This is a genomic window from Anaerostipes sp. PC18 (assembly GCF_039789045.1).
In the GTDB taxonomy this organism is placed as follows: Bacteria; Bacillota; Clostridia; order Lachnospirales; family Lachnospiraceae; genus Anaerostipes; species Anaerostipes hominis.
Genome location: NZ_CP121164.1, coordinates 2,263,804 through 2,284,717, shown reverse-complemented (window position 1 = coordinate 2,284,717; position 20,914 = coordinate 2,263,804). Strand labels below are relative to the sequence as shown.

21 protein-coding genes are annotated in these 20,914 nt (G+C 46.1%); 14 read left to right on the top strand and 7 right to left on the bottom strand.

Annotated elements, in window-relative coordinates:
- Positions 1-153: 153 nt before the first annotated feature.
- On the bottom strand, positions 154-1,452 hold the full coding sequence (locus P8F77_RS12405) for a polysaccharide biosynthesis protein (RefSeq protein WP_148459030.1): 1,299 nt from the start codon (positions 1,450-1,452) through the stop codon (positions 154-156).
- A gap of 140 nt (positions 1,453-1,592) precedes the next feature.
- On the opposite strand from P8F77_RS12405, the gene P8F77_RS12400 reads away from it, so the two are divergent.
- From P8F77_RS12400 to P8F77_RS12380, 5 genes are read left to right on the top strand one after another with little or no spacing between them, the layout of a single operon-like run.
- Positions 1,593-2,051, top strand: a complete 459-nt coding sequence (locus tag P8F77_RS12400) for an Rrf2 family transcriptional regulator (RefSeq protein WP_287517893.1) — start codon at positions 1,593-1,595, stop codon at positions 2,049-2,051.
- Between the two features lie 8 nt (positions 2,052-2,059).
- A complete protein-coding gene (gene nifS / locus P8F77_RS12395) occupies positions 2,060-3,238 on the top strand; it encodes a cysteine desulfurase NifS (RefSeq protein WP_148459032.1) in 1,179 nt (392 codons plus the stop codon).
- 51 nt (positions 3,239-3,289) lie between these two features.
- On the top strand, positions 3,290-3,727 hold the full coding sequence (nifU, locus tag P8F77_RS12390; RefSeq protein WP_148459033.1) for a Fe-S cluster assembly scaffold protein NifU: 438 nt from the start codon (positions 3,290-3,292) through the stop codon (positions 3,725-3,727).
- A 9-nt stretch (positions 3,728-3,736) separates the two neighbouring features.
- Positions 3,737-4,807 (top strand): tRNA 2-thiouridine(34) synthase MnmA, encoded by a 1,071-nt coding sequence (gene mnmA, locus P8F77_RS12385; protein WP_024727013.1) that lies wholly within the window; start codon positions 3,737-3,739, stop codon positions 4,805-4,807.
- A 23-nt stretch (positions 4,808-4,830) separates the two neighbouring features.
- Complete coding sequence (locus P8F77_RS12380) at positions 4,831-5,706, top strand: hypothetical protein (RefSeq protein WP_148459034.1); 876 nt, start codon at positions 4,831-4,833, stop codon at positions 5,704-5,706.
- A 56-nt stretch (positions 5,707-5,762) separates the two neighbouring features.
- Here the strand turns inward: P8F77_RS12380 and P8F77_RS12375 are convergent, their stop codons facing one another.
- Positions 5,763-6,647 (bottom strand): Cof-type HAD-IIB family hydrolase, encoded by an 885-nt coding sequence (locus tag P8F77_RS12375; protein WP_148459035.1) that lies wholly within the window; start codon positions 6,645-6,647, stop codon positions 5,763-5,765.
- A gap of 179 nt (positions 6,648-6,826) precedes the next feature.
- Here P8F77_RS12375 and P8F77_RS12370 point away from each other — a divergent pair, with 179 nt between their 5' ends.
- From P8F77_RS12370 to P8F77_RS12340, 7 genes are all read left to right on the top strand, one after another.
- Complete coding sequence (locus P8F77_RS12370; protein WP_287517888.1) at positions 6,827-7,732, top strand: DUF368 domain-containing protein; 906 nt, start codon at positions 6,827-6,829, stop codon at positions 7,730-7,732.
- A gap of 125 nt (positions 7,733-7,857) precedes the next feature.
- Complete coding sequence (locus P8F77_RS12365; protein ID WP_024727017.1) at positions 7,858-8,535, top strand: response regulator transcription factor; 678 nt, start codon at positions 7,858-7,860, stop codon at positions 8,533-8,535.
- On the top strand, positions 8,536-10,014 hold the full coding sequence (locus tag P8F77_RS12360; RefSeq protein ID WP_024727018.1) for a HAMP domain-containing sensor histidine kinase: 1,479 nt from the start codon (positions 8,536-8,538) through the stop codon (positions 10,012-10,014).
- A gap of 49 nt (positions 10,015-10,063) precedes the next feature.
- Positions 10,064-10,846: a hypothetical protein gene (locus tag P8F77_RS12355; RefSeq protein WP_024727019.1), complete on the top strand. Its 783-nt coding sequence runs from the start codon at positions 10,064-10,066 to the stop codon at positions 10,844-10,846.
- A gap of 3 nt (positions 10,847-10,849) precedes the next feature.
- Positions 10,850-11,455 carry an imidazole glycerol phosphate synthase subunit HisH gene (gene hisH / locus P8F77_RS12350; RefSeq protein ID WP_148459036.1) on the top strand — a complete coding sequence of 202 codons (606 nt, stop codon included), beginning with the start codon at positions 10,850-10,852 and terminating at the stop codon, positions 11,453-11,455.
- A gap of 12 nt (positions 11,456-11,467) precedes the next feature.
- Positions 11,468-12,229 (top strand): imidazole glycerol phosphate synthase subunit HisF, encoded by a 762-nt coding sequence (hisF, locus tag P8F77_RS12345; RefSeq protein ID WP_024727021.1) that lies wholly within the window; start codon positions 11,468-11,470, stop codon positions 12,227-12,229.
- A gap of 30 nt (positions 12,230-12,259) precedes the next feature.
- Positions 12,260-12,721, top strand: coding sequence for a hypothetical protein (locus P8F77_RS12340; RefSeq protein WP_148459037.1), 462 nt, complete (start codon positions 12,260-12,262; stop codon positions 12,719-12,721).
- A 145-nt stretch (positions 12,722-12,866) separates the two neighbouring features.
- On the opposite strand, the gene P8F77_RS12335 is transcribed toward P8F77_RS12340, so the two are convergent.
- From P8F77_RS12335 to P8F77_RS12320, 4 genes are all read right to left on the bottom strand, one after another.
- Positions 12,867-13,097 (bottom strand): hypothetical protein, encoded by a 231-nt coding sequence (locus P8F77_RS12335; RefSeq protein ID WP_347256141.1) that lies wholly within the window; start codon positions 13,095-13,097, stop codon positions 12,867-12,869.
- A gap of 89 nt (positions 13,098-13,186) precedes the next feature.
- Complete coding sequence (locus P8F77_RS12330; protein WP_148459039.1) at positions 13,187-13,831, bottom strand: ABC-2 transporter permease; 645 nt, start codon at positions 13,829-13,831, stop codon at positions 13,187-13,189.
- Positions 13,825-14,688: an ABC transporter ATP-binding protein gene (locus P8F77_RS12325; RefSeq protein ID WP_148459040.1), complete on the bottom strand. Its 864-nt coding sequence runs from the start codon at positions 14,686-14,688 to the stop codon at positions 13,825-13,827. Before P8F77_RS12325 ends, P8F77_RS12330 begins: the two co-directional genes overlap by 7 nt.
- A complete protein-coding gene (locus P8F77_RS12320; protein ID WP_148459041.1) occupies positions 14,678-15,067 on the bottom strand; it encodes a GntR family transcriptional regulator in 390 nt (129 codons plus the stop codon). The genes P8F77_RS12325 and P8F77_RS12320 overlap by 11 nt, the downstream gene beginning before the upstream one ends.
- A gap of 145 nt (positions 15,068-15,212) precedes the next feature.
- Here P8F77_RS12320 and P8F77_RS12315 point away from each other — a divergent pair, with 145 nt between their 5' ends.
- Together P8F77_RS12315 and P8F77_RS12310 are read left to right on the top strand one after the other, a co-directional pair.
- Positions 15,213-15,620, top strand: a complete 408-nt coding sequence (locus tag P8F77_RS12315; protein ID WP_148459042.1) for a C-GCAxxG-C-C family protein — start codon at positions 15,213-15,215, stop codon at positions 15,618-15,620.
- A gap of 11 nt (positions 15,621-15,631) precedes the next feature.
- Positions 15,632-16,558, top strand: a complete 927-nt coding sequence (locus P8F77_RS12310; protein ID WP_148459043.1) for a LysR family transcriptional regulator — start codon at positions 15,632-15,634, stop codon at positions 16,556-16,558.
- 95 nt (positions 16,559-16,653) lie between these two features.
- On the opposite strand, the gene P8F77_RS12305 is transcribed toward P8F77_RS12310, so the two are convergent.
- Positions 16,654-20,868, bottom strand: coding sequence for a 2-hydroxyacyl-CoA dehydratase (locus P8F77_RS12305; protein WP_287517875.1), 4,215 nt, complete (start codon positions 20,866-20,868; stop codon positions 16,654-16,656).
- Positions 20,869-20,914 lie beyond the last annotated feature (46 nt).

Here is a 20,914-nt window from a genome sequence, read left to right as displayed (position 1 = left end):
ATTTCTTTCGATTCATCGGATTTTTTTCACGGTGCCTTTGCAATGCCAGATGATTCAGTACAGTTAATACTTCCTAAATTACTTCCTTATCAGGTGTTAGCAAAAAAAGAGATTCCTTTTTTGTGCTTTAAAAAGCCCGGAGCTGTATGGAGTTCATTTTATTTTCCGGTAATGCATGATGACCACCAGAAGAGTGCTTGCCATCAGTCCCCAGAGATATCCGTTGATCCCCACCATTGGGACCACAAATACGATAAAAGAGATCCTGAGCAGGAGGGAGACCGAATTGTTAAACAGCGTGGTTTTGGTCTTCCCAAGACCGTTCAGGATACTGGACAGGGTTCCGGAAAGATAGAGCACCGGACACAAAAAGGAGAGCATCCTCAGGAACATGCCGGCCTCTTTGCTGTGGAATACGATCAGTCCGATAGATGGCCCCAGAGTAAAAAATAAAAAGAAACTTACGATCCCCAGCAGAAAGCAAAAGGAAAGGGAGTATTTGGTGGCCCTGTGTAATGTGCGGTAATCCTGTTCCGCTGTCGCAGCTGATACTTTCGGCAGAAGCATCACAGAGATGGAGTTGGTGATGCTGGACGGAAAGTTGATAAAGGGAATCGCCATTCCTGTCAGGATACCATATACTTCTACCGAATAGTGCTGATTGCAGTAAAACCTGGTCAGCATCATCGGAATTAAAATATTTTCCAGACTCTGCAGCAGTGTAATGGAGAGGGAGTTGCAGGTCAGCGGAAAGCTGAGGGAAAGCAGGCTGCCAAAAAGCTTTCTGGAGGAAGCCGCCGGCAGTCCGCTGCTTTGCTGCTTTGTCTTTAAAAGGTGATAAACGACAGTGTAAAGGCAGGAAGCCATTTCTCCGGCGACCATTCCGAGAACCGCGATCAGCGCAGGTGTCTCAAGCTTTAAAAAGAAGGTGACAGAAACCGCATAAATCCCCAGTATCCGGGACACTTGTTCGATACAAAGTGAGACAGACGGGAGGCCGGGTTTGCCGAGACCGATATGGTAACTGTGGATACATGCTTTTACGCCTACAAATGGCATGGCAAAAACAGCGGCTTTGAGGCAGGGGATGCAGTCTTTCTCGTGGAGAAATTTCATGCAGAGCTCGTCGGCAAAGAAATAAAAGAAACAGGCACAGATCAAAGAGAGCAGGATCGTGACGGCTAAAGTGATCTTTAAGATTTTTCTGCAGTTTTCCGGACGGCCTTTGGCCATCTGAGCGGCGACGATCTGAGACAGGGCAGTCTCGTATCCATGAAAGCAAAGGGCAAAACCCACCAGGTAAATAGGAAAAATTAATTGATAGACTCCCATCTGATGGGCACCAATTAATCCAGCCAGAAATATTCTATTATAGAATCCAATAAATCTGGAAAAAATATTAGCGGCTGTTAAAATTAATGTACCTTGTACAAAAGGGCTGGATTTTTTCATAAGAACTCCCCAATTGATATTGTTCTATTGTATGTCAAGAAATACGCGGTTATGATTGGGATTGTGTTGACATCGGAAGTCCCAGGTGATAACATAGCAGTGTGATATCCGACTATTTTGGTCGGGATTGGAGTGGTGAGATGAAATTATCAACAAAAGGAAGATACGGCCTTCGCGCAATCGTAGATATTGCAGTGTTCGGGGAGAATGAACCTGCGGCAGTCAGTGCGATATCAGAGCGGCAGGATATATCCATCCGATACCTGGAACAGCTTCTTTCCAAGTTAAAGAAGGCGGGGCTTGTAAAAAGCATCCGGGGAGCCCAGGGAGGATATGTTCTGGCGGGAAATGCAGAAGATATTTCAGTGGGAGACGTGCTGAGGGCACTGGAAGGCGATCTGACGCCGGTAGACTGTACAGAACTTACCGATACAGAGGAAACATGCAGCAGCTCTAAGTACTGCGTGACAAAAACTGTGTGGAAGAGGATCAATGACAGCATTGCTAAAACAGTGGATTCTATTTATTTAGATGAGCTGGCGGACGAGGCAAGAGCTGTTCAGCAGGGGAAACCGGCGGAACGAAATTGTGAAAGATAGGAGAAGTTATGGAAAAGATCATATATTTAGACCATGCGGCAACAACACCGGCGAGACCGGAAGTAGTAGAAGCGATGATGCCATATTATACGGAGAAGTTCTGGAATCCGTCCAGCGTCTATTCACCGGCTTCTGAGGCAAAAAAGGCAGTAAACGAAGTAAGGGACAGGGTTGCCGAATCCCTCGGCACACAGAGCCAGGATATTTACTTTACGGCCGGCGGATCTGAGGCGGACAACTGGGCCATTAAGGAGACTGCCGAAGCCTATGCTTCAAAGGGAAAACATATTATCACAAGCAAGATTGAGCACCACGCAGTTCTCCACACCTGTCAGTATCTGGAGAGAAACGGATACGATGTGACTTATCTGGATGTGGATGAGAACGGATATATTAAGCTGGACCAGTTAAAAGCGGCGATCCGCCCGGATACGATTCTGATCACCATCATGTTTGCCAACAATGAGATAGGAACGATCCAGCCGGTGAAGGAGATCGGAGAGATTGCAAAAGAACACGGAGTTCTGTTCCACACAGATGCGGTACAGGCATACGGACAGGTTCCGATCAATGTAGATGAGATGAATATTGATATGCTGAGTGCCAGCGGCCATAAGCTGAACGGACCTAAGGGCATTGGATTTATGTATATCCGCAAAGGACTGAAACTTCGCTCGTTTATCCACGGAGGAGCGCAGGAGCGCAAGCGCCGGGCCGGAACAGAGAATGTGACAGGTATCGTGGGACTCGGAAAGGCTGTCGAGATCGCTTTTGAGACGATGGAGGAGAGAACTGCCAAAGAGCAGGAGGTGAGGGATTACGCGGTCCGCAGGATTCTGGCAGAGATCCCGTATTGCCGGTTAAACGGAGGAAGAGACAAAAGGCTTCCCAACAATATCAACATCAGTTTTCAGTTCATTGAGGGCGAATCCCTTTTGATCATGCTTGATATGGCGGGGATCTGTGCTTCCAGCGGATCAGCCTGCACGTCCGGTTCACTGGACCCGTCACATGTACTGTTAGCCATCGGACTCCCTCACGAGATCGCACATGGATCTCTCAGGATGACTCTGGGGGAGGAAACAACCAAAGAGGATATGGATTTTGTTGTGGAGAAATTGAAAGAGATCGTAGATAAACTGCGAAAAATGTCTCCGCTGTATGAAGATTTTGTAAAGAAACATTAAACGGGTTTATTTGCTCGATTTATATTTAGAAGAAAAACAGGAGGTACTGTTATGTATAGTGAAAAAGTTATGGATCATTTTGAGCATCCGAGAAATGTAGGAGAGATTGAGGGTGCCAGCGGCGTAGGTACTGTCGGAAACGCCAAGTGCGGAGACATCATGCGCATCTATTTTGACATTGATGACGACCAGATTATCCGGGATGTGAAGTTTAAGACATTCGGCTGCGGAGCTGCGGTTGCCACCAGCAGCATGGCAACCGAACTGGTGAAAGGCAAATCCGTGCAGGAAGCACTGGAAGTCACAAACAAGGCGGTAATGGAAGCCCTCGATGGTCTTCCGCCGGTCAAAGTGCACTGTTCTCTTTTGGCAGAAGAAGCGATCCATGCGGCTCTCTGGGATTATGCACAGAAGAACGGCATTCAGATCGAAGGCCTTGAGAAACCAAAATCCGATATCGGAGAAGAGGAAGTGGAAGAAGAGTACTAGGAGGCATCCGTGAAAGAGAAAGTAGTCGTAGGCATGTCAGGAGGGGTGGATTCCTCCGTGGCAGCCTATTTATTGAAAGAACAGGGATATGAAGTGATCGGTGTCACCATGCAGATCTGGCAGGATGAGGAGCAGGCACTTTTAGAAGAAAACGGAGGGTGCTGCGGCCTGTCGGCTGTGGATGATGCCAGGAGAGTGGCCCAGGCGCTCGATATTCCTTATTATGTCATGAATTTTAAACAGGATTTCAAGGAACATGTCATTGATTATTTCGTAGACGAATATCTGGATGGAAGAACTCCGAATCCCTGTATTGCATGCAACCGCTATGTCAAATGGGAATCCCTGTTAAAAAGGTCTCTGGATATCGGCGCCGATTATATCGCAACCGGACATTATGCCAGGATTGAAAAGCTTTCCAACGGAAGATATACGCTGAAGCGCTCGGCGACTCCTGAGAAGGATCAGACCTATGCTCTTTATAATTTGACCCAGAACCAGCTGTCCAAGACGCTGATGCCCGTGGGTGAATATACAAAAGATGAGATCAGGGAAATCGCAGAAAAGATACATCTGCCGGTGGCCCACAAACCGGACAGCCAGGACATCTGTTTTGTAGACGGCAGCTATGGAGACTTTATCGAAGAAACCACGGGACAGAAGATCCGGCCGGGCAATTTTGTGGACATGAACGGGAACATCCTCGGAACCCACAAGGGCATTGTATGTTATACTGTGGGACAGAGGAGGGGATTGGGCCTTTCCCTGAAACAGCCGGGATACGTTGTGCGAATAAATAAAGAGAGAAATGAAGTGGTGATCGGGAGCAATGCGGACCTGATGACAGATACCCTCTATGGAGACCAGGTGAATTTAATGTCGGTATCTTCTGTCAAAGACGGGATGAGATTACAGGCTAAAGTCCGCTATAACCACAGGGGAGCTTCATGCACGGTGAGCATGGCAGGAAAGGACAGGATAAAAGTCCTGTTTGATGAACCTCAGAGGGCAGTGACCCCGGGACAGGCGGTAGTGTTTTATGACGGCGATTATGTGGCTTTAGGAGCTACGATCCTGTAATTCCGATGGGAGCTTAATTTAATATGAGTGTATATTATCTTTTGTCATATTTTTTTATTTACGGAATTCTCGGCTGGTGCAGCGAAGTAGCTTTTGCTGCATTTAAGCAGAGAAAATTTGTGAACCGGGGGTTTTTAAACGGACCCATTTGTCCGGTTTATGGATTCGGCGTTGGATTTGTGGTGTCTTTGCTGATGCCGTATAAGTCCAATGTTTTTTTCATGTACATTGCTTCTGTCGCAGCCGTATCTTCCATTGAGTGGGTCACGGGCTTTGCGCTGGAGAAGATTTTCCACAGCAGATGGTGGGATTATTCGGACCAGCCGTTTAATTTAAACGGATATATCTGTCTTCCGTTTTCACTGATCTGGGGTGCCGCCTGCATGCTCATCGTCTATGTGGTTCATCCTCTGATTACCAAATTTGTGGGATTGATACCCAGTCTCTTCGGCAGCGTCCTGCTCATTGTGCTTTTGGCCGGCATGATAGCCGATCTTTGGGTAACGGCGGCGGGCATCTTCAGGATGAACCAGAGACTGCGCAAAATGAGTGAGATCGCAGAAGAACTGCATAATATCTCAGAGCAGCTGGGTGAAAACATTTATCTTGGTGTCATGTCTGCCGTAGAAAAACAGGAAGAGACGAAAAAGAAGCTGGATGAGGCGGGCCAGGAACTGGTGGAAAAAAGAAATGCCGTATCGGAAGGTCTGAAAGAACGGAAAGATACGATCAGCGGAGAACTGGAGCAGAGAATCGAAGAGCTGAAAAGCCGGTATCAGGAGATTGCGGAGAAGAAAAGTCAGACCAGCAGGAGACTTTTGAATGCGTTTCCTTCATTTAATTCCGGCAGATATAAAGAGGCACTGGATGAACTGAAAAAGCGGATGAAGATAAAATAAAAGAAGATCTGTAACCTCTCAGTGGGATTACAGATCTTCTTTTATAAAACGGTATTTTATGTCAGTTTAAAATTATCGCGGTCTGCGAGAATGCAGCGGATGATATAGGCAATGCCGTCCTTCGTATTGGCACGGGTCTGATAGACACAGATATTTTTGATGGCCTCCGTGGCATTTGCCATGGCAACGGAATGAATCCCCGGAATGGAGAGCATGGAATAGTCATTTTCGCTGTCTCCGATGGCAACGATCTCATCCGGAACCAGTCCCTTTCGCTTGGCATAGTCCATCAGGCCGATCCCTTTCTGGGCTTCTGAGGAGGTGATCTCAATATCCGTAGGTACGGTGGACACTACGGCAAGTCCCGGGATTTTTTCTAATTCTGCCCTGAGCCTTAACAGCGCATCAGGCTCTGTTGACTGGGAAATGAACTTTAAAACCCTGTGTTCGCTGTCGAACAGTCCGGCCTCGCCGTCTACATAGGTAACCTGGCTGATTAAATCTTCAAATTCTTCATCTGTATACACAAAGTCGGGATGATTGATCTGCATGGATGGAATCATGACTTCTTTCGTATATTTTTTTAATTCCTCTCTGGAAAGCAGGGAAATACGGCCCATCTGGGAAAATGGCGTCGGAACCAGGGTGGATTCGTGAAATACCCCGAGGATCTGTTTTACCGTCTCTGTCGGAATGGAGTGTTCAAACAGCAGGTTTCCTTCTTTATCATAACCGCAGGAGCCGTTGCTGCAGATCATGTCGCATTCAAGGCCTGCTTTTCCTAAAATATCTATCACATTCTGGTATTCGCGTCCTGTATTGATCATAAATTCGACGCCGCTTTCCTGGAGTGTGCGGATCGCATCGATATTGACCTGAGTGATCTGGCGGTAGCTGTCCAGCAGTGTTCCGTCCATGTCGGATGAAATTAATTTTATCATATAGAACCTCCTTCATATTCGTAATATTATACTATCATAAAAGCCAAAAGAAGGACATAGTTTCATAAATCTTTAAGATTTTCTTGCTTTTTATTTTACATAACGTGTGCTATAATACTAAAAGTTGTGTTGGAACAGATTCCAGCATTTGTATGTGTTCTTATAACAAAGGAGTCAGTATGCTAAATTTTATTCGGGGATTTTGTATGGCATTAGCCGACAGCGTGCCGGGGGTATCCGGCGGGACTGTGGCTTTTCTGCTCGGTTTCTATGACCATTTTATCTCATCCCTAGACGATTTAATTACAGGAAATAAACAAAAAAAGATAGAGGCTGTGAAGTTCTTGCTGCGCATCGGGATTGGCTGGGTCGTTGGCTTTGGGGCAGCGGTTTCTGTGCTGGCCGGTATTTTCAGTGACAGGATTTATGAGATCAGTTCCCTGTTTTTAGGACTGATTATTTTTGCTATACCGATCATCTGGTCTGAAGAAAAGGACTGTCTGAAAGATAAATACGGCAACGCTGTGTTTGCTCTGCTCGGAGTTGTCATGGTGGCAGCGATCACCTATTTTAATCCGGCATCCGGCAAGGGCATGAATGTGAGTGTGGAGCATTTAAAGCTGGGACTGGGAATCTATATTTTCCTCGTGGCCATGATTGCCATTTCGGCCATGGTCCTGCCGGGAATCTCAGGCTCTACCATGCTTTTGATCTTCGGCCTGTATGTGCCGATTATCTCGGCAGTGAAAGAAGCCATGAATTTTAACACGGCTTATTTTCCGGTGATTCTGATTTTTGGCTGCGGCATCCTGTGTGGGATTGCGTCAGTCGTAAAGCTGATCCGTACCTGCCTTGAAAAGTTCCGGTCGCAGATGGTATATTTCATCATCGGAATGATGATCGGATCTCTTTATGCTATTGTCATGGGACCGACCACACTGGAAGTTCCAAAACCTGCACTGACATCAGGAAGTTTCAGTATCCTGTTTTTCATCATCGGCGGGGTAATTATCTTTGGACTGCAGAAACTGAAGGCTATGTCTGACAGACAGGAAGCAGCGGCTGGAGTATCTGAGGCAGAATAGAAAAATCATGTAAGAGAAAGAGATATCAGTATTTTCAGTGCTGATGTCTTTTTTTCACAATTTTATCATAATCCTGTGGTAAACTATACATAGTGAATTGGAATATAACCGCAGGAGGAACCTTGATGAATGATCTTAAAATATTAGTAGTTGACGATGAGAGCAGGATGCGCAAACTGGTAAAGGATTTCTTAAACCGGGCAGGATATCAGGTGCTGGAGGCAGGAGACGGGGAAGAGGCAGTGGATGTGTTTTTTTCCACTAAAGGGATCGATCTGCTCGTTTTAGACGTGATGATGCCCCGGATGGACGGATGGGAAGTTGTAAGGGAGATACGGAAAGTTTCCGAAGTACCGATCATCATGCTGACGGCCAAAGATCAGGAAAACGATGAGCTTCAGGGCTTTGACTTGGGAGTGGATGAGTATATATCGAAGCCGTTCAGTCCGAAGATTTTAGTCGCCAGGATTGAAGCTATTTTAAGGAGGACCAGACAGCAGGACGGAGAAGTGCTGAAAGCCGGCGGGATTGTTCTGGATGAAGCGGCCCATATGGTTACCATCAATGATAAGAGCATTGATCTGAGTTTTAAAGAATTTGAACTTCTGTCCTACTTTATGAAAAATGAAGGACGGGCACTCACAAGGGAAAACATATTGAATCAGGTGTGGAATTATGATTATTTCGGAGATGCCAGGACCATTGATACCCATGTAAAAAAACTCAGAAATAAAATGGGAAGCAAAGGAGCATATATCCGCACGATATGGGGTATGGGCTACAAGTTCGAGGTGCAGGAGTAAGTGAAAGAAAAGATACTGAAGAATCAATCCATCAAAGTAAAAATGACGCTGGTGCTGATCGTGATTATGGCATCCACCATTCTTCTGTCTATCTGTATTAACATCCTGATGATCGAACCATACTATGTGTTTAAGGAAAAAAAGAATATCACACAGGTTTATGACTCTATCAACCAGCTGCTCAATACAAAAGGCGCCGATAATAATTCCTATAAGATATCAAAGATCGTCAGAGAGTCTAATTACCGGATGCTGATTGTTAACAACGAAAACGGACAGGTTATATATTCGTCTGAGGGGAAACAGGGGCTCATGTACAATGACATGATCAGCACGCTGGAGGATATGAGAAAGATCAAAAGGCAGATCAGTGAAAAAGGTTATGCCGTAGTGAGCGGGTCCGACAAGGAATCCACCGGGACCAGCATCAATCTTCTCGGATATTTTGACAACGGCTATGCCGTGGTGATCAACACTCCGATGGAAAGCATACAGACCAGTGCGGTGCTGTCCGGGAGATTTACTGCCTACGTGGGAGCTGTTTTGATCGTGGCCGGGGGAATCGCCATGTATATTTACAGCAAGCAGTTTACAAAGCCCATTGAAGAAATGGCTGCGGCTGCAAACCGGATGAGCAATCTGGATTTTGACGTGAAGGTCATAGACTGCGGTGAAGATGAACTGGGGCATCTTGGTGAGAGTTTAAATGAACTCTCCTCAAAGCTTGAGTACACGATCTCGGAGCTCAAAACAGCCAATAATGAGCTGCGCCAGGACATCGAGCAAAAGGTTCAGATTGACGAGATGAGAACGGAGTTTTTATCTCATGTCTCCCATGAGCTGAAAACACCGATTGCCCTGATCCAGGGATATGCGGAAGGTCTGAAAGACAATGTCTCAGCGGATGAGGAGAGCCGTGAATTTTACTGTGATGTGATCGCGGACGAAGCTAAGAAGATGAACCGGATGGTACAGAAACTTCTGACGTTAAACCAGATCGAGTTTGGCAATCACCAGGTCAGCATGGAGCGGTTCAATATTCAGGAGCTGATCCAGAACATGCTCTCTGCAAACACAATCTTTTTCCAGAAAGAAAATATTACGGTTGAATTTCATGAACCGCCCACCTATGTATGGGCCGATGAGTTTATGATGGAGGAAGTATTTGGAAACTATCTGAGCAATGCCAGAAACCATGTTTTAAAAAACGGCAGGATTGCTATTTCCTTTAAACGGATAGAGAATGATCTCAGGGTGACCGTGTTTAACTCCGGAAGCCATATACCGGAAGAAGATCTGGATAAGCTCTGGGTGAAATTTTATAAAGTGGATAAGGCAAGAACGAGAGAATATGGAGGCAGCGGCATCGGACTGTCCATTGTAGCCGCAACCATGAAAGCCCACGGCAAACAATATGGAGTGGCTAACGTGGAGGGAGGCGTTGAATTTTACTTCGATGTGGATTGTGCAAATGCCTGAAAATGTGATAAAATAGTGGATATTTCACATGGAAGCAAAGGAGCGGCATATGTTAAAGGATTATGTTAGCAGGATACAGGATGCGGATCTGGTTTTGGTGGGCATTGGACCGGAACTTAGCGCATATGAGTTAATGGATTTTGAAACAGAGATACAAAATGAGCATTACCAGAAGCTTTTAAGGATGGATGAAGAAGACAGGGATGCCGCATGGATGAGCCAGGTGTATGAAAGGCACCATTTGCTGAATCTCTCCCAGGTTCCTTATTTTAAGAATTTGGAGGAGGTATTAGATCAAAAGGATTATTTTGTAATCACGAGCAATAATGACGGCCTCATTTTCCATTCTGCTCTGGATAAAAACCGTCTGGTTGCCCCGTGCGGAAACGGAGACTTTTTTCAGTGTAAAGAGCCGTGCAGTGAACAGCTGTATCCGGCTAAACCGGGCCTTGAAGATTTGATCCGCCACTATGAGACTACTGGAGAGATTGAGCACCTGGAGTGTCCAAAATGCGGTGAGCCATTGATCTATAATATACGTACCGAGGATACGAAGAGTACGTATATTGAGGGAGCTTATCTGAACAGCTGGGCAGCGTATACAAAATGGCTTCAGACTACACTGAACAAGAAGCTTTTCATTCTGGAACTGGGAGAAGGCTTTGGAGTGCCGAGCCTGTTTCGGTGGCCGTTTGAGAAGATGGCTTTTTATAATGAGAAAGCCTATATGGTAAGGGTCAACCGCACTTTATATCAGGTAGGTGAGGAACTGAAGGGAAAAGCAGATGCAGTAAAGATGGACAGCAAAGATTTTCTTGAAATTGAGAGGTAGGATATGGTAGCGATTATTGACTATGATGCAGGAAATATTAGAAGCGTTGAAAAAGCAATCCAGTTTCTGGGTGAAGATGCGGTGATCACGAGAGATAAGAAACAGATCTTAGGAAGCACCCACGTCATCCTTCCGGGAGTCGGTGCTTTCGGAGATGCCATGGAAAAGCTTCATCAGTATGGACTGGCGGACACGATCCATCAAGTTGCAGAGCAAGGAATTCCTTTTCTGGGGATCTGTCTGGGTCAGCAGATCATGTTTGAAAAGAGTGAAGAAGCGCCGGGTGTTGAGGGCTTGGGCCTTTTAAAAGGTGAGATCGTAAAGATCCCCAAAAAGGATGGGTTAAAAATTCCTCATATGGGATGGAATAACCTGAAGATAAAAGCGGGAGCAAGGCTGTTTGAAGGTGTGCCGGAAGATCCTTATGTATACTTTGTTCATTCGTATTATCTGAAAGCTTCGGAACCGGATATTGTTGCGGCGACCACAGAGTATTCGGAGGTGATCCATGCTTCTGTGGAAAAAGGCAACCTATTTGCGTGTCAGTTCCATCCGGAGAAAAGCAGCACGGTAGGTCTTCAGATTTTAAAGAATTTTATTTCACTGTAGGAGGAAAGGGACATGCATACAAAACGAATCATTCCATGTTTGGACGTACATAACGGCCGTGTAGTAAAAGGGGTCAATTTTGTAAATCTGATCGATGCGGGAGATCCGGTTGCCATTGGTGCGGCCTATGACAAGGCTGGAGCTGATGAGCTGGTATTTCTGGATATTACGGCGTCCTCCGATGCGAGAAATATTATGATCGATATGGTGAGAAAAGTAGCAGAGACAGTTTTTATTCCGTTTACAGTGGGCGGAGGAATCCGAACGGTAGATGATTTCAGGGCAATTCTCAGAGAAGGGGCCGATAAGATTTCCATCAATTCTTCTGCCATCAACACCCCGGACCTGATCAGCGACGCGGCTGATAAATTCGGCAGCCAGTGCGTGGTCGTGGCAATTGATGCAAAACGCCGGGAAGACGGCACCGGATGGAATGTTTATAAAAACGGAGGAAGGATTGATGTAGGACTGGATGCCGTTTCCTGGGCGGCTGAAGCAGAGCACCGCGGCGCCGGAGAAATCCTTCTGACCAGTATGGACTGTGACGGCACGAAGGCAGGATATGACAATGAGCTGACCAGTGCAATTGCAGAGACTGTAGATATTCCTGTGATCGCGTCGGGAGGTGCCGGAACAAAGGAACATTTCTACGACACCCTGACAGAAGGAAAAGCAGATGCGGCTCTGGCGGCATCCCTGTTTCATTTCAAAGAGCTGGAAATCATGGAGTTAAAAGATTATCTGGCTGACAGAGGTCTCAGCATGCGCAGGTGATTTTATTGACATGATGTGGGAGGAATAGATATGAAAAAGATATTTTGTTTGACAGCAGTTCTTATCCTGAGCATCGGTGTGTTCCAGGGATGTTCTGTCAGGAAGCAGAAAAGCCAGATCAAAGTGACAAGCAGGCAGGACGATATCAGCCAGGTCAGCAAAGCGCAGAAGATTGAAATCATATCCTGCAAGGACCGGAAAACGATTGCTGTGCTGAAGAATAAAGATGGTATCCAAAAATTGATCGATAAGCTTAGGATTGATGACTGGAAGACCGTAAAAACCATACCGGATGAAGAGAAGGCCGTATACCGGTGTGACCTGTATCAGGCAGGAACAAAGAAACTCAATGGGGATTCAGAGAGCAGCATGAAGAAGATGGTATCTCTGACCTTTTACAAAGACAGTACCTATGCATCCGCGGAAATCCTGAACCTTCGGCTGAATTTTAAGATACCGTCAGGTGCGGAGAGCATCCTGAAGAACTTTTAATGTGTAAAAAAGCCCGCGTTTGATTCACGAAGCATGCCGGGCGTGAGTTTCAGTTCTTTCATTATGACACTTCGGGCTAGGCTGGCGCGCAAAGTTGTCAAGCCCCTCAAAGATTGAGGGGCTTGACAACTTTGTTCTATGGAAATTATGTGCGATCGGCATATATTTCAGCATTGATATACCATTCTCCTTCAACCGAACAGGACAGATTGTGGTCAGTATAATTGAGTTTCCAGCTGCCGACAAGTTTTCCAAAATAATTATATTCTTCAGGCAGTTCTGCACTCTTACTTTTGCTTGTCAATGCTTCAATAAATTTATTCATTTCTGATTCGCCTAATAACCGGCTGCGGCTGTGCTCCATGGCTTTTTTCAAGGTCTGCAGAAAGTTAATTCTGCAAATTGTTGTCCAATTACTACATATTATAGCATATAAACAGGGAGTAACCCAGCGGCTTTTGCGTGCTAATATTCTTTTCTGGTAAAGATGCTGCAGGAGATACAGTATGATACAAAGATAATAACCAGAATCAGAGGAATGAGCAGGTATTTGCCGCTTCCTGTGAAAAAGCTGGTGACGGACTGAAGTTGCAGATCCATGGTCATCAGTGCTTTACCTAATAAAACTATAAAAATAGAAATTCCTGCAAATATGCCGAATATTACAAACCGTCCCTTTTCCGTTCCGAATCGGTAGGCAATGGGATACATCAGAGACATCAAAACGGATGCTATGAAGATACCTCCTAAGGCTGTGAGAAAGACCTCTTTGCCGGGCACAGATATATCCTTTATGGCAATGACTACGAATGACAATACAGTTCCTAAAATTGTACCAAAGGCCAAAAGGCATGTGGAAACGATATATTTGCTCCGCACACTGTCTTTTGGACTCACGGGAAGCGTTAATGAATAGGCATCCCAGTGATAATAGTCATCGTAGCTTATGAGCGTAAAGCACAGGATGGAAAACATACATGGCAGAGACACGGCAAGGAAAGAGTAACTTTCGTTGATCAGCGAAAGGCCTGAAAACATTGCCGTGATCAGCAGCAGATTCTTCAAGTATGACTGCAGAAGCAGCACATCTTTTTTTATTAACCCTAACATAATTTTTCCCCCTTAATATATAAAAGCATTAAATCTTCGATTGTAATTTTCTCAATGACCGCATCGCGGTATGTCCTGCGGATACTGTGCCGGTCATTTACCAGCACCTCATAATTATAGCGGTTTCTGCGGTAGCGGATGACATCGGATGGTTCCAGGCGCTCAAACTTTTTCTGGTCACATTTTAAAATTCCGTAACTGTCAAGCACTTTGTCGCGTGTTTCAAAGAAAATCATTTGTCCGTTGTCGATAAAGGCCAGGTAGTCCGCGATATGTTCCAGATCACTTGTGATGTGGGTGGAAAGCAGAATACTGCACTCCTCATCTAAAATAAAATCCTGAAAAATATCTAAAATCTCATTTCTCACAACAGGGTCCAGGCCGCTGGTCGGCTCATCCAGGATCAGAAGTTTCGGATGGTGGGAGAGAGCTGTCAGTATCTCCAGTTTTTTCTGCATACCTTTTGACAGCTCCTTGATTTTTTTGGAGGGATCAATGCCGAACCGCTGCAGGTAATCGTAAAACAGAGCCGTATCCCAGTTGTCATAGATTCCTTTCATGACAGTGTCAATGGCCTGAACCTTTAAAAGTTCCATAAAGAAGCTGCCGTCCAGGACAACGCCGATGTTCATTTTGATCTCTTTCATAGAAGTTTTGGCATCTTTGCCGAAGATCAGGACTTCGCCTTCTTCCGGATGGACTAAGCCCAGCATTCCTTTGATCAGCGTTGTCTTTCCAGCTCCGTTTTCACCGATCAGCCCTACGATGGAGCCCTTTGGTACTGAAAGATCCACACGATCCAGCCGGAAGGCGGGATATGTTTTTGTCATTTGCCTGATTTCTATATTATTTTCCATGATCTATACCCTCCTCATAAAGGCAGGAAAGAATATCTTCCAATTCTTCCTGCTCAATTTCATAAGATACTGCCATATGTACGGCGTTTACAAGATGCTCCTCGATCTTTCTCAAAACTTCCTCCTTCAGAAGTTCTGTGCTCTTTGCTTTTACAAAACACCCCTTTCCGGGGATGGTTTCTATGAAACCTTCTTTTTCCAGTTCTTCATAAGCACGTTTTGTTGTGATGACACTGATCCTCAGATCCTTGGCAAGAGAACGGATGGATGGAAGAAGTTCACCCCCGGACAGCTCTCCGGAGAGGATCTTTTCTTTGAAGCTTTCCGCTATCTGTTCATAAATCGGAAGATCACTCTGGTTGCTGATAATAATATTCACATGAATTCCTCCTGACTGTATATATACAGTATATACGCCATATATACAGTTGTCAATGGTAAAACAAGGAAAATTTAGATGAGTTGTATTTAGGGATTGGATATGTTTTAATTAGTTAGAAGAAACAGACAGAGGAGGTATCAGAATGAGTAAGATAAAAGAAGCGGCCGCAAGACATGAGAGTGGTTATAACTGTGCACAGGCAGTTGCATGCTGTTATTGCGAGGAGATGGGCATTGACGAACAGACCGTGTTTGAACTGACAGAAGGCTTTGGACTCGGCATGGGAGGAATGGAAGGGACCTGCGGTGCGGTTTCGGGTGCAGTCGCTGTGCTGGGAAGGATGAACAGCACCGGGAACCTTGCGAAACCAGACTCAAAAGGATCTACATATCAGCTGACAAGAGAGCTCATCAGGCGTTTCCAGATGAAGAATCAAAGTACGGTATGCAGGGAGTTAAAAGGAATGACTACCGGCACGATGCTCAGAAGCTGCCGGGGATGTGTGGAGGACTCAGTCCGGATTCTCGACGATATTCTGGAGAAGCTGTAAGATATAGCAGGATGAAAAATGGCAGGGAAGGTGATTTTTTGTTGTTGAAACAATTAAAGTATTATACAGAGGTAATCACATGTCAAAGCTTTACTGATGCGGCGGAAAAATGCGGGATATCCCAGTCCGCCATGTCGCAGCAGATACGCGCTTTAGAAGAAAATCTTGACACAGAGCTGATTAGGAGAGGGAACCGGAAATTTTTTATGACACCTGCCGGGGAATATTTTTATCGGCGCGGCCTTGTGCTGCTGGATGAGGCGGGGCGTCTGAAAAAAGAGACCGCCCAAATCGGAAGACAAATCAATCAGTGTCTCCGGGTCGGATATTTAAAATATCTGCATGCAACGGAACTCTGCCGGGCAGCAGCCATATTATCTGAGAAGTATCCCGCGATGGAGCTGGAGACCGCCGCAGGGTATACAGAAGAGCTGATTGACATGCTATGTTTCGGAGGAACTGATGTCATTCTTTGCAGCCAAAGGCCGGGTGATTTACAAGACGTTGAATATATTCCTCTGACCAAAGGCAGATTTTTTATTGAGATATCGGAGAGAAGTCCTCTGTGTGCCCTGGATTATGTGAATGTTGAAGAGTTACGCAGAATCCCCTGTATTATTGCCGCACCTGATGACCAGAGAGAACGGCAGAGAGATGACTGTGTAAATATGCTGGGATTACAGGATAACATTATATTTGCCGATACTCCGGAAGAAGCCAGGTTTTTAGCAGCCTGGGATAAAGGATTTCTGCTCACGGAAGAAACAGGGGAAAGGCCTGGACAGGATGATATCCCACTCCGAAGCATTCCGCTTTGCGCAAATGGAAAGCAATTAAAAAGAAATTACATTGCCTGCTGGAGGAAAGACCGGGAAGACGAATACATCAGGGAGTTTGCAGAAATACTTCAGAAAGAATATGAAAAACAGAATATATAAAATAGAAACAGCAGCCTGCAAATCACAGACTGCTGTTTTTTCTCTTTTGTATAAAATTATAATATCATAATATGTCGAAAGATTCAAGGAAAATGTCACATATTTTTAATCGCTGCCGACAGCATCAGTTTTATCCTGTTGATCTGGTTGACTTCGCTGGCACCGGGATCGTAGTCGATGGCAACGATGTTGGATTCAGGGAAAGCCTGGCGCAGCTCCTTGATCACGCCTTTTCCTACCACATGATTCGGCAGGCATGCAAACGGCTGTGTGCAGACGATGTTCGGCGCACCGCTGTGGATCAGTTCTACCATCTCTCCGGTGAGGAACCAGCCCTCGCCGGTCTGATTGCCGATGGAGACGAACGGTTTGGCGTAGGCAGCCAGATCCTTAATGTATGCCGGTTCATCAAATCGTTTGCTCTTTGCCAGTTCTTTTCTTAACGTTTTCCGGTACTGTTCCACGATCCAGATTCCGGAATTACATATGAGCGCCGTCTTCTTTGATTTTCCAAGGTAACGGTATTTAAAATTGCTGTTGTAAAATCCGTACATGAAGAAGTCCAAAAGGTCAGGGACAACAGCCTCTGCGCCTTCACGCTCCAGGAGTTCTACCAGATGATTGTTGGCATCCGGCAGGAATTTTACGAGGATTTCACCTACAATACCGACTCTCGGCTTCTTTTCATTCGTCAGAGGAATCTTATCAAAGTCGCGAATGATACCTTTGATGTTCTTCTTGAAGGTAGAAAGATTTCCTTTCATGACATCTCGCTTGCACTTGGCTTCCCAGCGTTTGTGCAGACGGTTTACAGAGCCTTTTTCCTTTTCATACGGGCGGGTGCGGTAGACCACTCTCATGAACAGGTCACCGTAGACTATGGCCTGGACCGCACGGTTTAAAAGACCCGGAGTAAGCTTAAATCCACTGTTTTTTTCGATGCCCTGGGTACTGATTCCGATGACAGGAATGTGTCCGTAGCCTGCTTTCTCAAGAGCCCTGCGGATAAAGCTGATGTAGCTCGTTGCACGGCAGCCTCCTCCGGTCTGGCTGATCGCAAGGGCGATCTTGTCTGTATCATATTTGCCTGACAGCAGTGCATTCATCAGCTGTCCGATGACAATAAGAGAAGGATAGCAGGCATCGTTGTTGACATATTTAAGTCCTGTGTTGACATCCTTCATTCCCTGCTGTCTGAGTACTTTGACTTTGTAGCCGCAGGATTTTAAGGCAGGCTCCACCATGGAAAAATGGATCGGAGACATCTGCGGGATCAGAATCGTGTATTCCTTTGCCATCTCTTTCGTAAACTCAATTCTCTTCATGGCAGCAGATACCGGTTTCGGCTCAATATTATGTTTTTTTCTGACACGGACGGCACTGATCAGAGAACGAATCCTGATCCGGGCTGCCCCCAGGTTATTGACCTCGTCAATCTTTAATACTGTGTAGATCCTTCCGGAACGGGTGAGGATATCGTTGACTGTATCTGTTGTGACCGCATCCAGGCCGCATCCGAAGGAATTCAGCTGAATCACTTCCAGCTGCTTGTTGGATTTGGCGTAGTTGGCAGCTGCATACAGTCTGGAATGGTACATCCACTGGTCCGATACGTTCAGCGGCCGGTCCACCTTGGAGAGGTGGGAGATGGAATCCTCTGTCAGCACGGCAATTCCGTAAGAATTGATCAGTTCCGGAATTCCATGGTTGATCTCGGGGTCGATGTGGTACGGACGTCCGCAGAGTACAATTCCGGTACGTCCTGTCTCTGCCAGATAAGCGAGGACTTCCTCACCCTGGTTCTGAATGTCTTTTCTCACGCTGTCGAGTTCCTCAAAGGCCGCACGCACAGCGTCGTTGATCTCCGGCGCGTCAATATCGTATTTTTCACCCAGCTCTTCAAAAAGCCTTGGCTTTAAGGCTTCTTCATTGTCCAGGGCCAGGAATGGATTCATAAAGCTGATATTTTCTGTCCGCAGTTCTTCCATGTTATTTTTAATATTTTCCGCATAGGAAGTGACGATCGGACAGTTATAGTGGTTATTGGCCTCTTCGGTCTCATTCCGTTCATAAGGGATGCACGGGTAGAAAATATCCTTAATGCCCTGCTTAATGAGCCACATCACGTGCCCGTGGGCAAGCTTTGCCGGATAGCACTCGGATTCACTCGGAATGGATTCGATGCCCAGCTCATAAATCTCCCTGGAAGACTCAGGGGACAGAACCACAGAAAATCCAAGCTTTGTGAAGAAAGTGTGCCAGAACGGATAGTTTTCATAAATATTTAAAACCCTGGGGATGCCGATGACACCGCGTTTTGCTTCTCCGGCAGGAATGGATTCGTAGCCGAAGGTGCGTTTTAATTTATACTCATACAAGTTCGGAATATTGTCCTTATTAGCCTTGCCGCCTATGCCGCGCTCACAGCGGTTTCCAGTGATATAGCGGCCGCCGTTGGAGAACTTGTTGATGGTTAAAAGACAGTTGTTGGTACAGCCTTTGCACCGTGTCATAGAAGTATCCACAGAAAGAGCGAAGATCTCTTCCATCGGCAGCATCTGTGTCTTCGTGTGTTCTGTCTTAAAGCGTTCTTTCGCGATCAGAGCGGCTCCGAAGGCACCCATGATGCCGGCGATATCCGGACGGATGGCACTGCAGCCGGAGATCCGTTCAAAACTTCTTAATACAGCGTCGTTGTAAAAGGTTCCGCCCTGAACAACGATGTGTTTTCCGAGTGACTTTGGATCTGTCAGTTTAATAACCTTTAAAAGAGCATTTTTGATGACAGAGTAAGCAAGACCCGCAGAAATATCACCAACGCTGGCCCCTTCCTTCTGGGCCTGCTTTACCTTGGAATTCATAAACACGGTGCATCTGGAACCTAAGTCGATCGGTGTCCTGGCTGTCAGAGCGACTTTTGCAAAGTCCTGTACAGAATAGTTTAACGACTTGGCAAAGGTTTCAATAAAAGAACCGCAGCCGGAAGAACAGGCTTCATTCAGAAGAACGTTGTCCACGACTCCGTTCTTGATTTTGATGCATTTCATATCCTGTCCGCCGATATCCAGAATACAGTCCACGCTCGGATCAAAGAATGCAGCCGCGTAATAATGTGCGATGGTCTCCACCTCTCCGTAATCCAGATTGAGGGCAGCTTTGATCAGGTGTTCCCCGTAGCCCGTGGAGCATGAAGATACGATGTGTGCCGTGTCCGGCATCTGTGCATGAATTTCCTTCAGCGCATCGATAGTCGCATTCAGGGGATTTCCGTTATTATTTGTATAATAGCTGTACAGCAGGTCGCCTTTGTCGCTGACCAGAGCTACTTTGGTAGTAGTAGAACCGGCATCGATCCCAAGATAGCAGCTGCCTTCATATGTAGAAAGCTCTCCGCGCTTTACGACGTGGCGGTTGTGCTCCTTAAGGAACATCTGGTATTCCTGGTCATCCTTGAACAAAGGTTCCAGGCGGTCTACCTCATGGCCCAGCTCGATTTTTCTTTTAAAATGATCCAGCAGATCCGTGAAATTGGTTGTCACTTCTTCCCTGGCATTCAGAGCGGCACCCACAGCGGCAAACAGATGGGAATGATTCGGGGCGATGATCGCCTCTCCTTCAAGGCCGAGTGTGCGGATAAAGGCTTCTTTTAATTCGGAGAGGAAGTGGAGCGGACCTCCCAGAAATGCAACGTTGCCGCGGATAGGTTTTCCGCAGGCCAGGCCGCTGATGGTCTGGTTTACCACTGCCTGAAAGATAGAAGCCGCAAGATTTTCTTTTGTTGCCCCCTCATTGATCAGAGGCTGAATATCTGATTTCGCGAATACACCGCACCGGGCTGCGATGGGGTAGATCGTATCGTAGTTCTTTGCATATTCATTGAGGCCTGACGCATCTGTCTGAAGCAGTGAGGCCATCTGGTCAATAAAAGAGCCGGTGCCTCCCGCACAGACGCCGTTCATCCTCTGGTCAATGCCGTTGGTAAAATAAATGATCTTAGCATCTTCGCCGCCGAGCTCAATGGCGACATCGGTCCTTGGGGCATAGTCCTGGAGAGCTGTGGAGACGCAGACAACTTCCTGGCAGAACGGGATTTCCAGATAAGAGGAAATAGAAAGCCCGCCGGAGCCTGTGACTGTTGGGGCAAAAGTGACGTCTCCGATCTGATCCTTTGCCTTTCTTAAAAGTGATGCCAGTGTTTCCTGTATATTTGCATAATGTCTCTCATAGTCTGAGAACAATATATTGTGCTGCTCATCGATCACCGCTACTTTGACGGTGGTAGAGCCGATATCAATTCCTAATCGTTTCATCTAACTGTAACCTACTTTCCTTTTCGATAGTAGTCTTATTATAAAA

What these genes read in the sequence shown, in the direction of transcription:
- P8F77_RS12405 (WP_148459030.1), bottom strand. Translation starts at nt 1,452, where the DNA reads ATGAAAAAATCCAGCCCTTTTGTACAAGGTACATTAATTTTAACAGCC.
- P8F77_RS12400 (WP_287517893.1), top strand. Translation starts at nt 1,593, where the DNA reads ATGAAATTATCAACAAAAGGAAGATACGGCCTTCGCGCAATCGTAGAT.
- nifS (WP_148459032.1), top strand. Translation starts at nt 2,060, where the DNA reads ATGGAAAAGATCATATATTTAGACCATGCGGCAACAACACCGGCGAGA.
- nifU (WP_148459033.1), top strand. Translation starts at nt 3,290, where the DNA reads ATGTATAGTGAAAAAGTTATGGATCATTTTGAGCATCCGAGAAATGTA.
- P8F77_RS12380 (WP_148459034.1), top strand. Translation starts at nt 4,831, where the DNA reads ATGAGTGTATATTATCTTTTGTCATATTTTTTTATTTACGGAATTCTC.
- P8F77_RS12375 (WP_148459035.1), bottom strand. Translation starts at nt 6,647, where the DNA reads ATGATAAAATTAATTTCATCCGACATGGACGGAACACTGCTGGACAGC.
- P8F77_RS12370 (WP_287517888.1), top strand. Translation starts at nt 6,827, where the DNA reads ATGCTAAATTTTATTCGGGGATTTTGTATGGCATTAGCCGACAGCGTG.
- P8F77_RS12365 (WP_024727017.1), top strand. Translation starts at nt 7,858, where the DNA reads ATGAATGATCTTAAAATATTAGTAGTTGACGATGAGAGCAGGATGCGC.
- P8F77_RS12355 (WP_024727019.1), top strand. Translation starts at nt 10,064, where the DNA reads ATGTTAAAGGATTATGTTAGCAGGATACAGGATGCGGATCTGGTTTTG.
- hisH (WP_148459036.1), top strand. Translation starts at nt 10,850, where the DNA reads ATGGTAGCGATTATTGACTATGATGCAGGAAATATTAGAAGCGTTGAA.
- hisF (WP_024727021.1), top strand. Translation starts at nt 11,468, where the DNA reads ATGCATACAAAACGAATCATTCCATGTTTGGACGTACATAACGGCCGT.
- P8F77_RS12340 (WP_148459037.1), top strand. Translation starts at nt 12,260, where the DNA reads ATGAAAAAGATATTTTGTTTGACAGCAGTTCTTATCCTGAGCATCGGT.
- P8F77_RS12330 (WP_148459039.1), bottom strand. Translation starts at nt 13,831, where the DNA reads ATGTTAGGGTTAATAAAAAAAGATGTGCTGCTTCTGCAGTCATACTTG.
- P8F77_RS12325 (WP_148459040.1), bottom strand. Translation starts at nt 14,688, where the DNA reads ATGGAAAATAATATAGAAATCAGGCAAATGACAAAAACATATCCCGCC.
- P8F77_RS12315 (WP_148459042.1), top strand. Translation starts at nt 15,213, where the DNA reads ATGAGTAAGATAAAAGAAGCGGCCGCAAGACATGAGAGTGGTTATAAC.
- P8F77_RS12310 (WP_148459043.1), top strand. Translation starts at nt 15,632, where the DNA reads ATGAAAAATGGCAGGGAAGGTGATTTTTTGTTGTTGAAACAATTAAAG.
- P8F77_RS12305 (WP_287517875.1), bottom strand. Translation starts at nt 20,868, where the DNA reads ATGAAACGATTAGGAATTGATATCGGCTCTACCACCGTCAAAGTAGCG.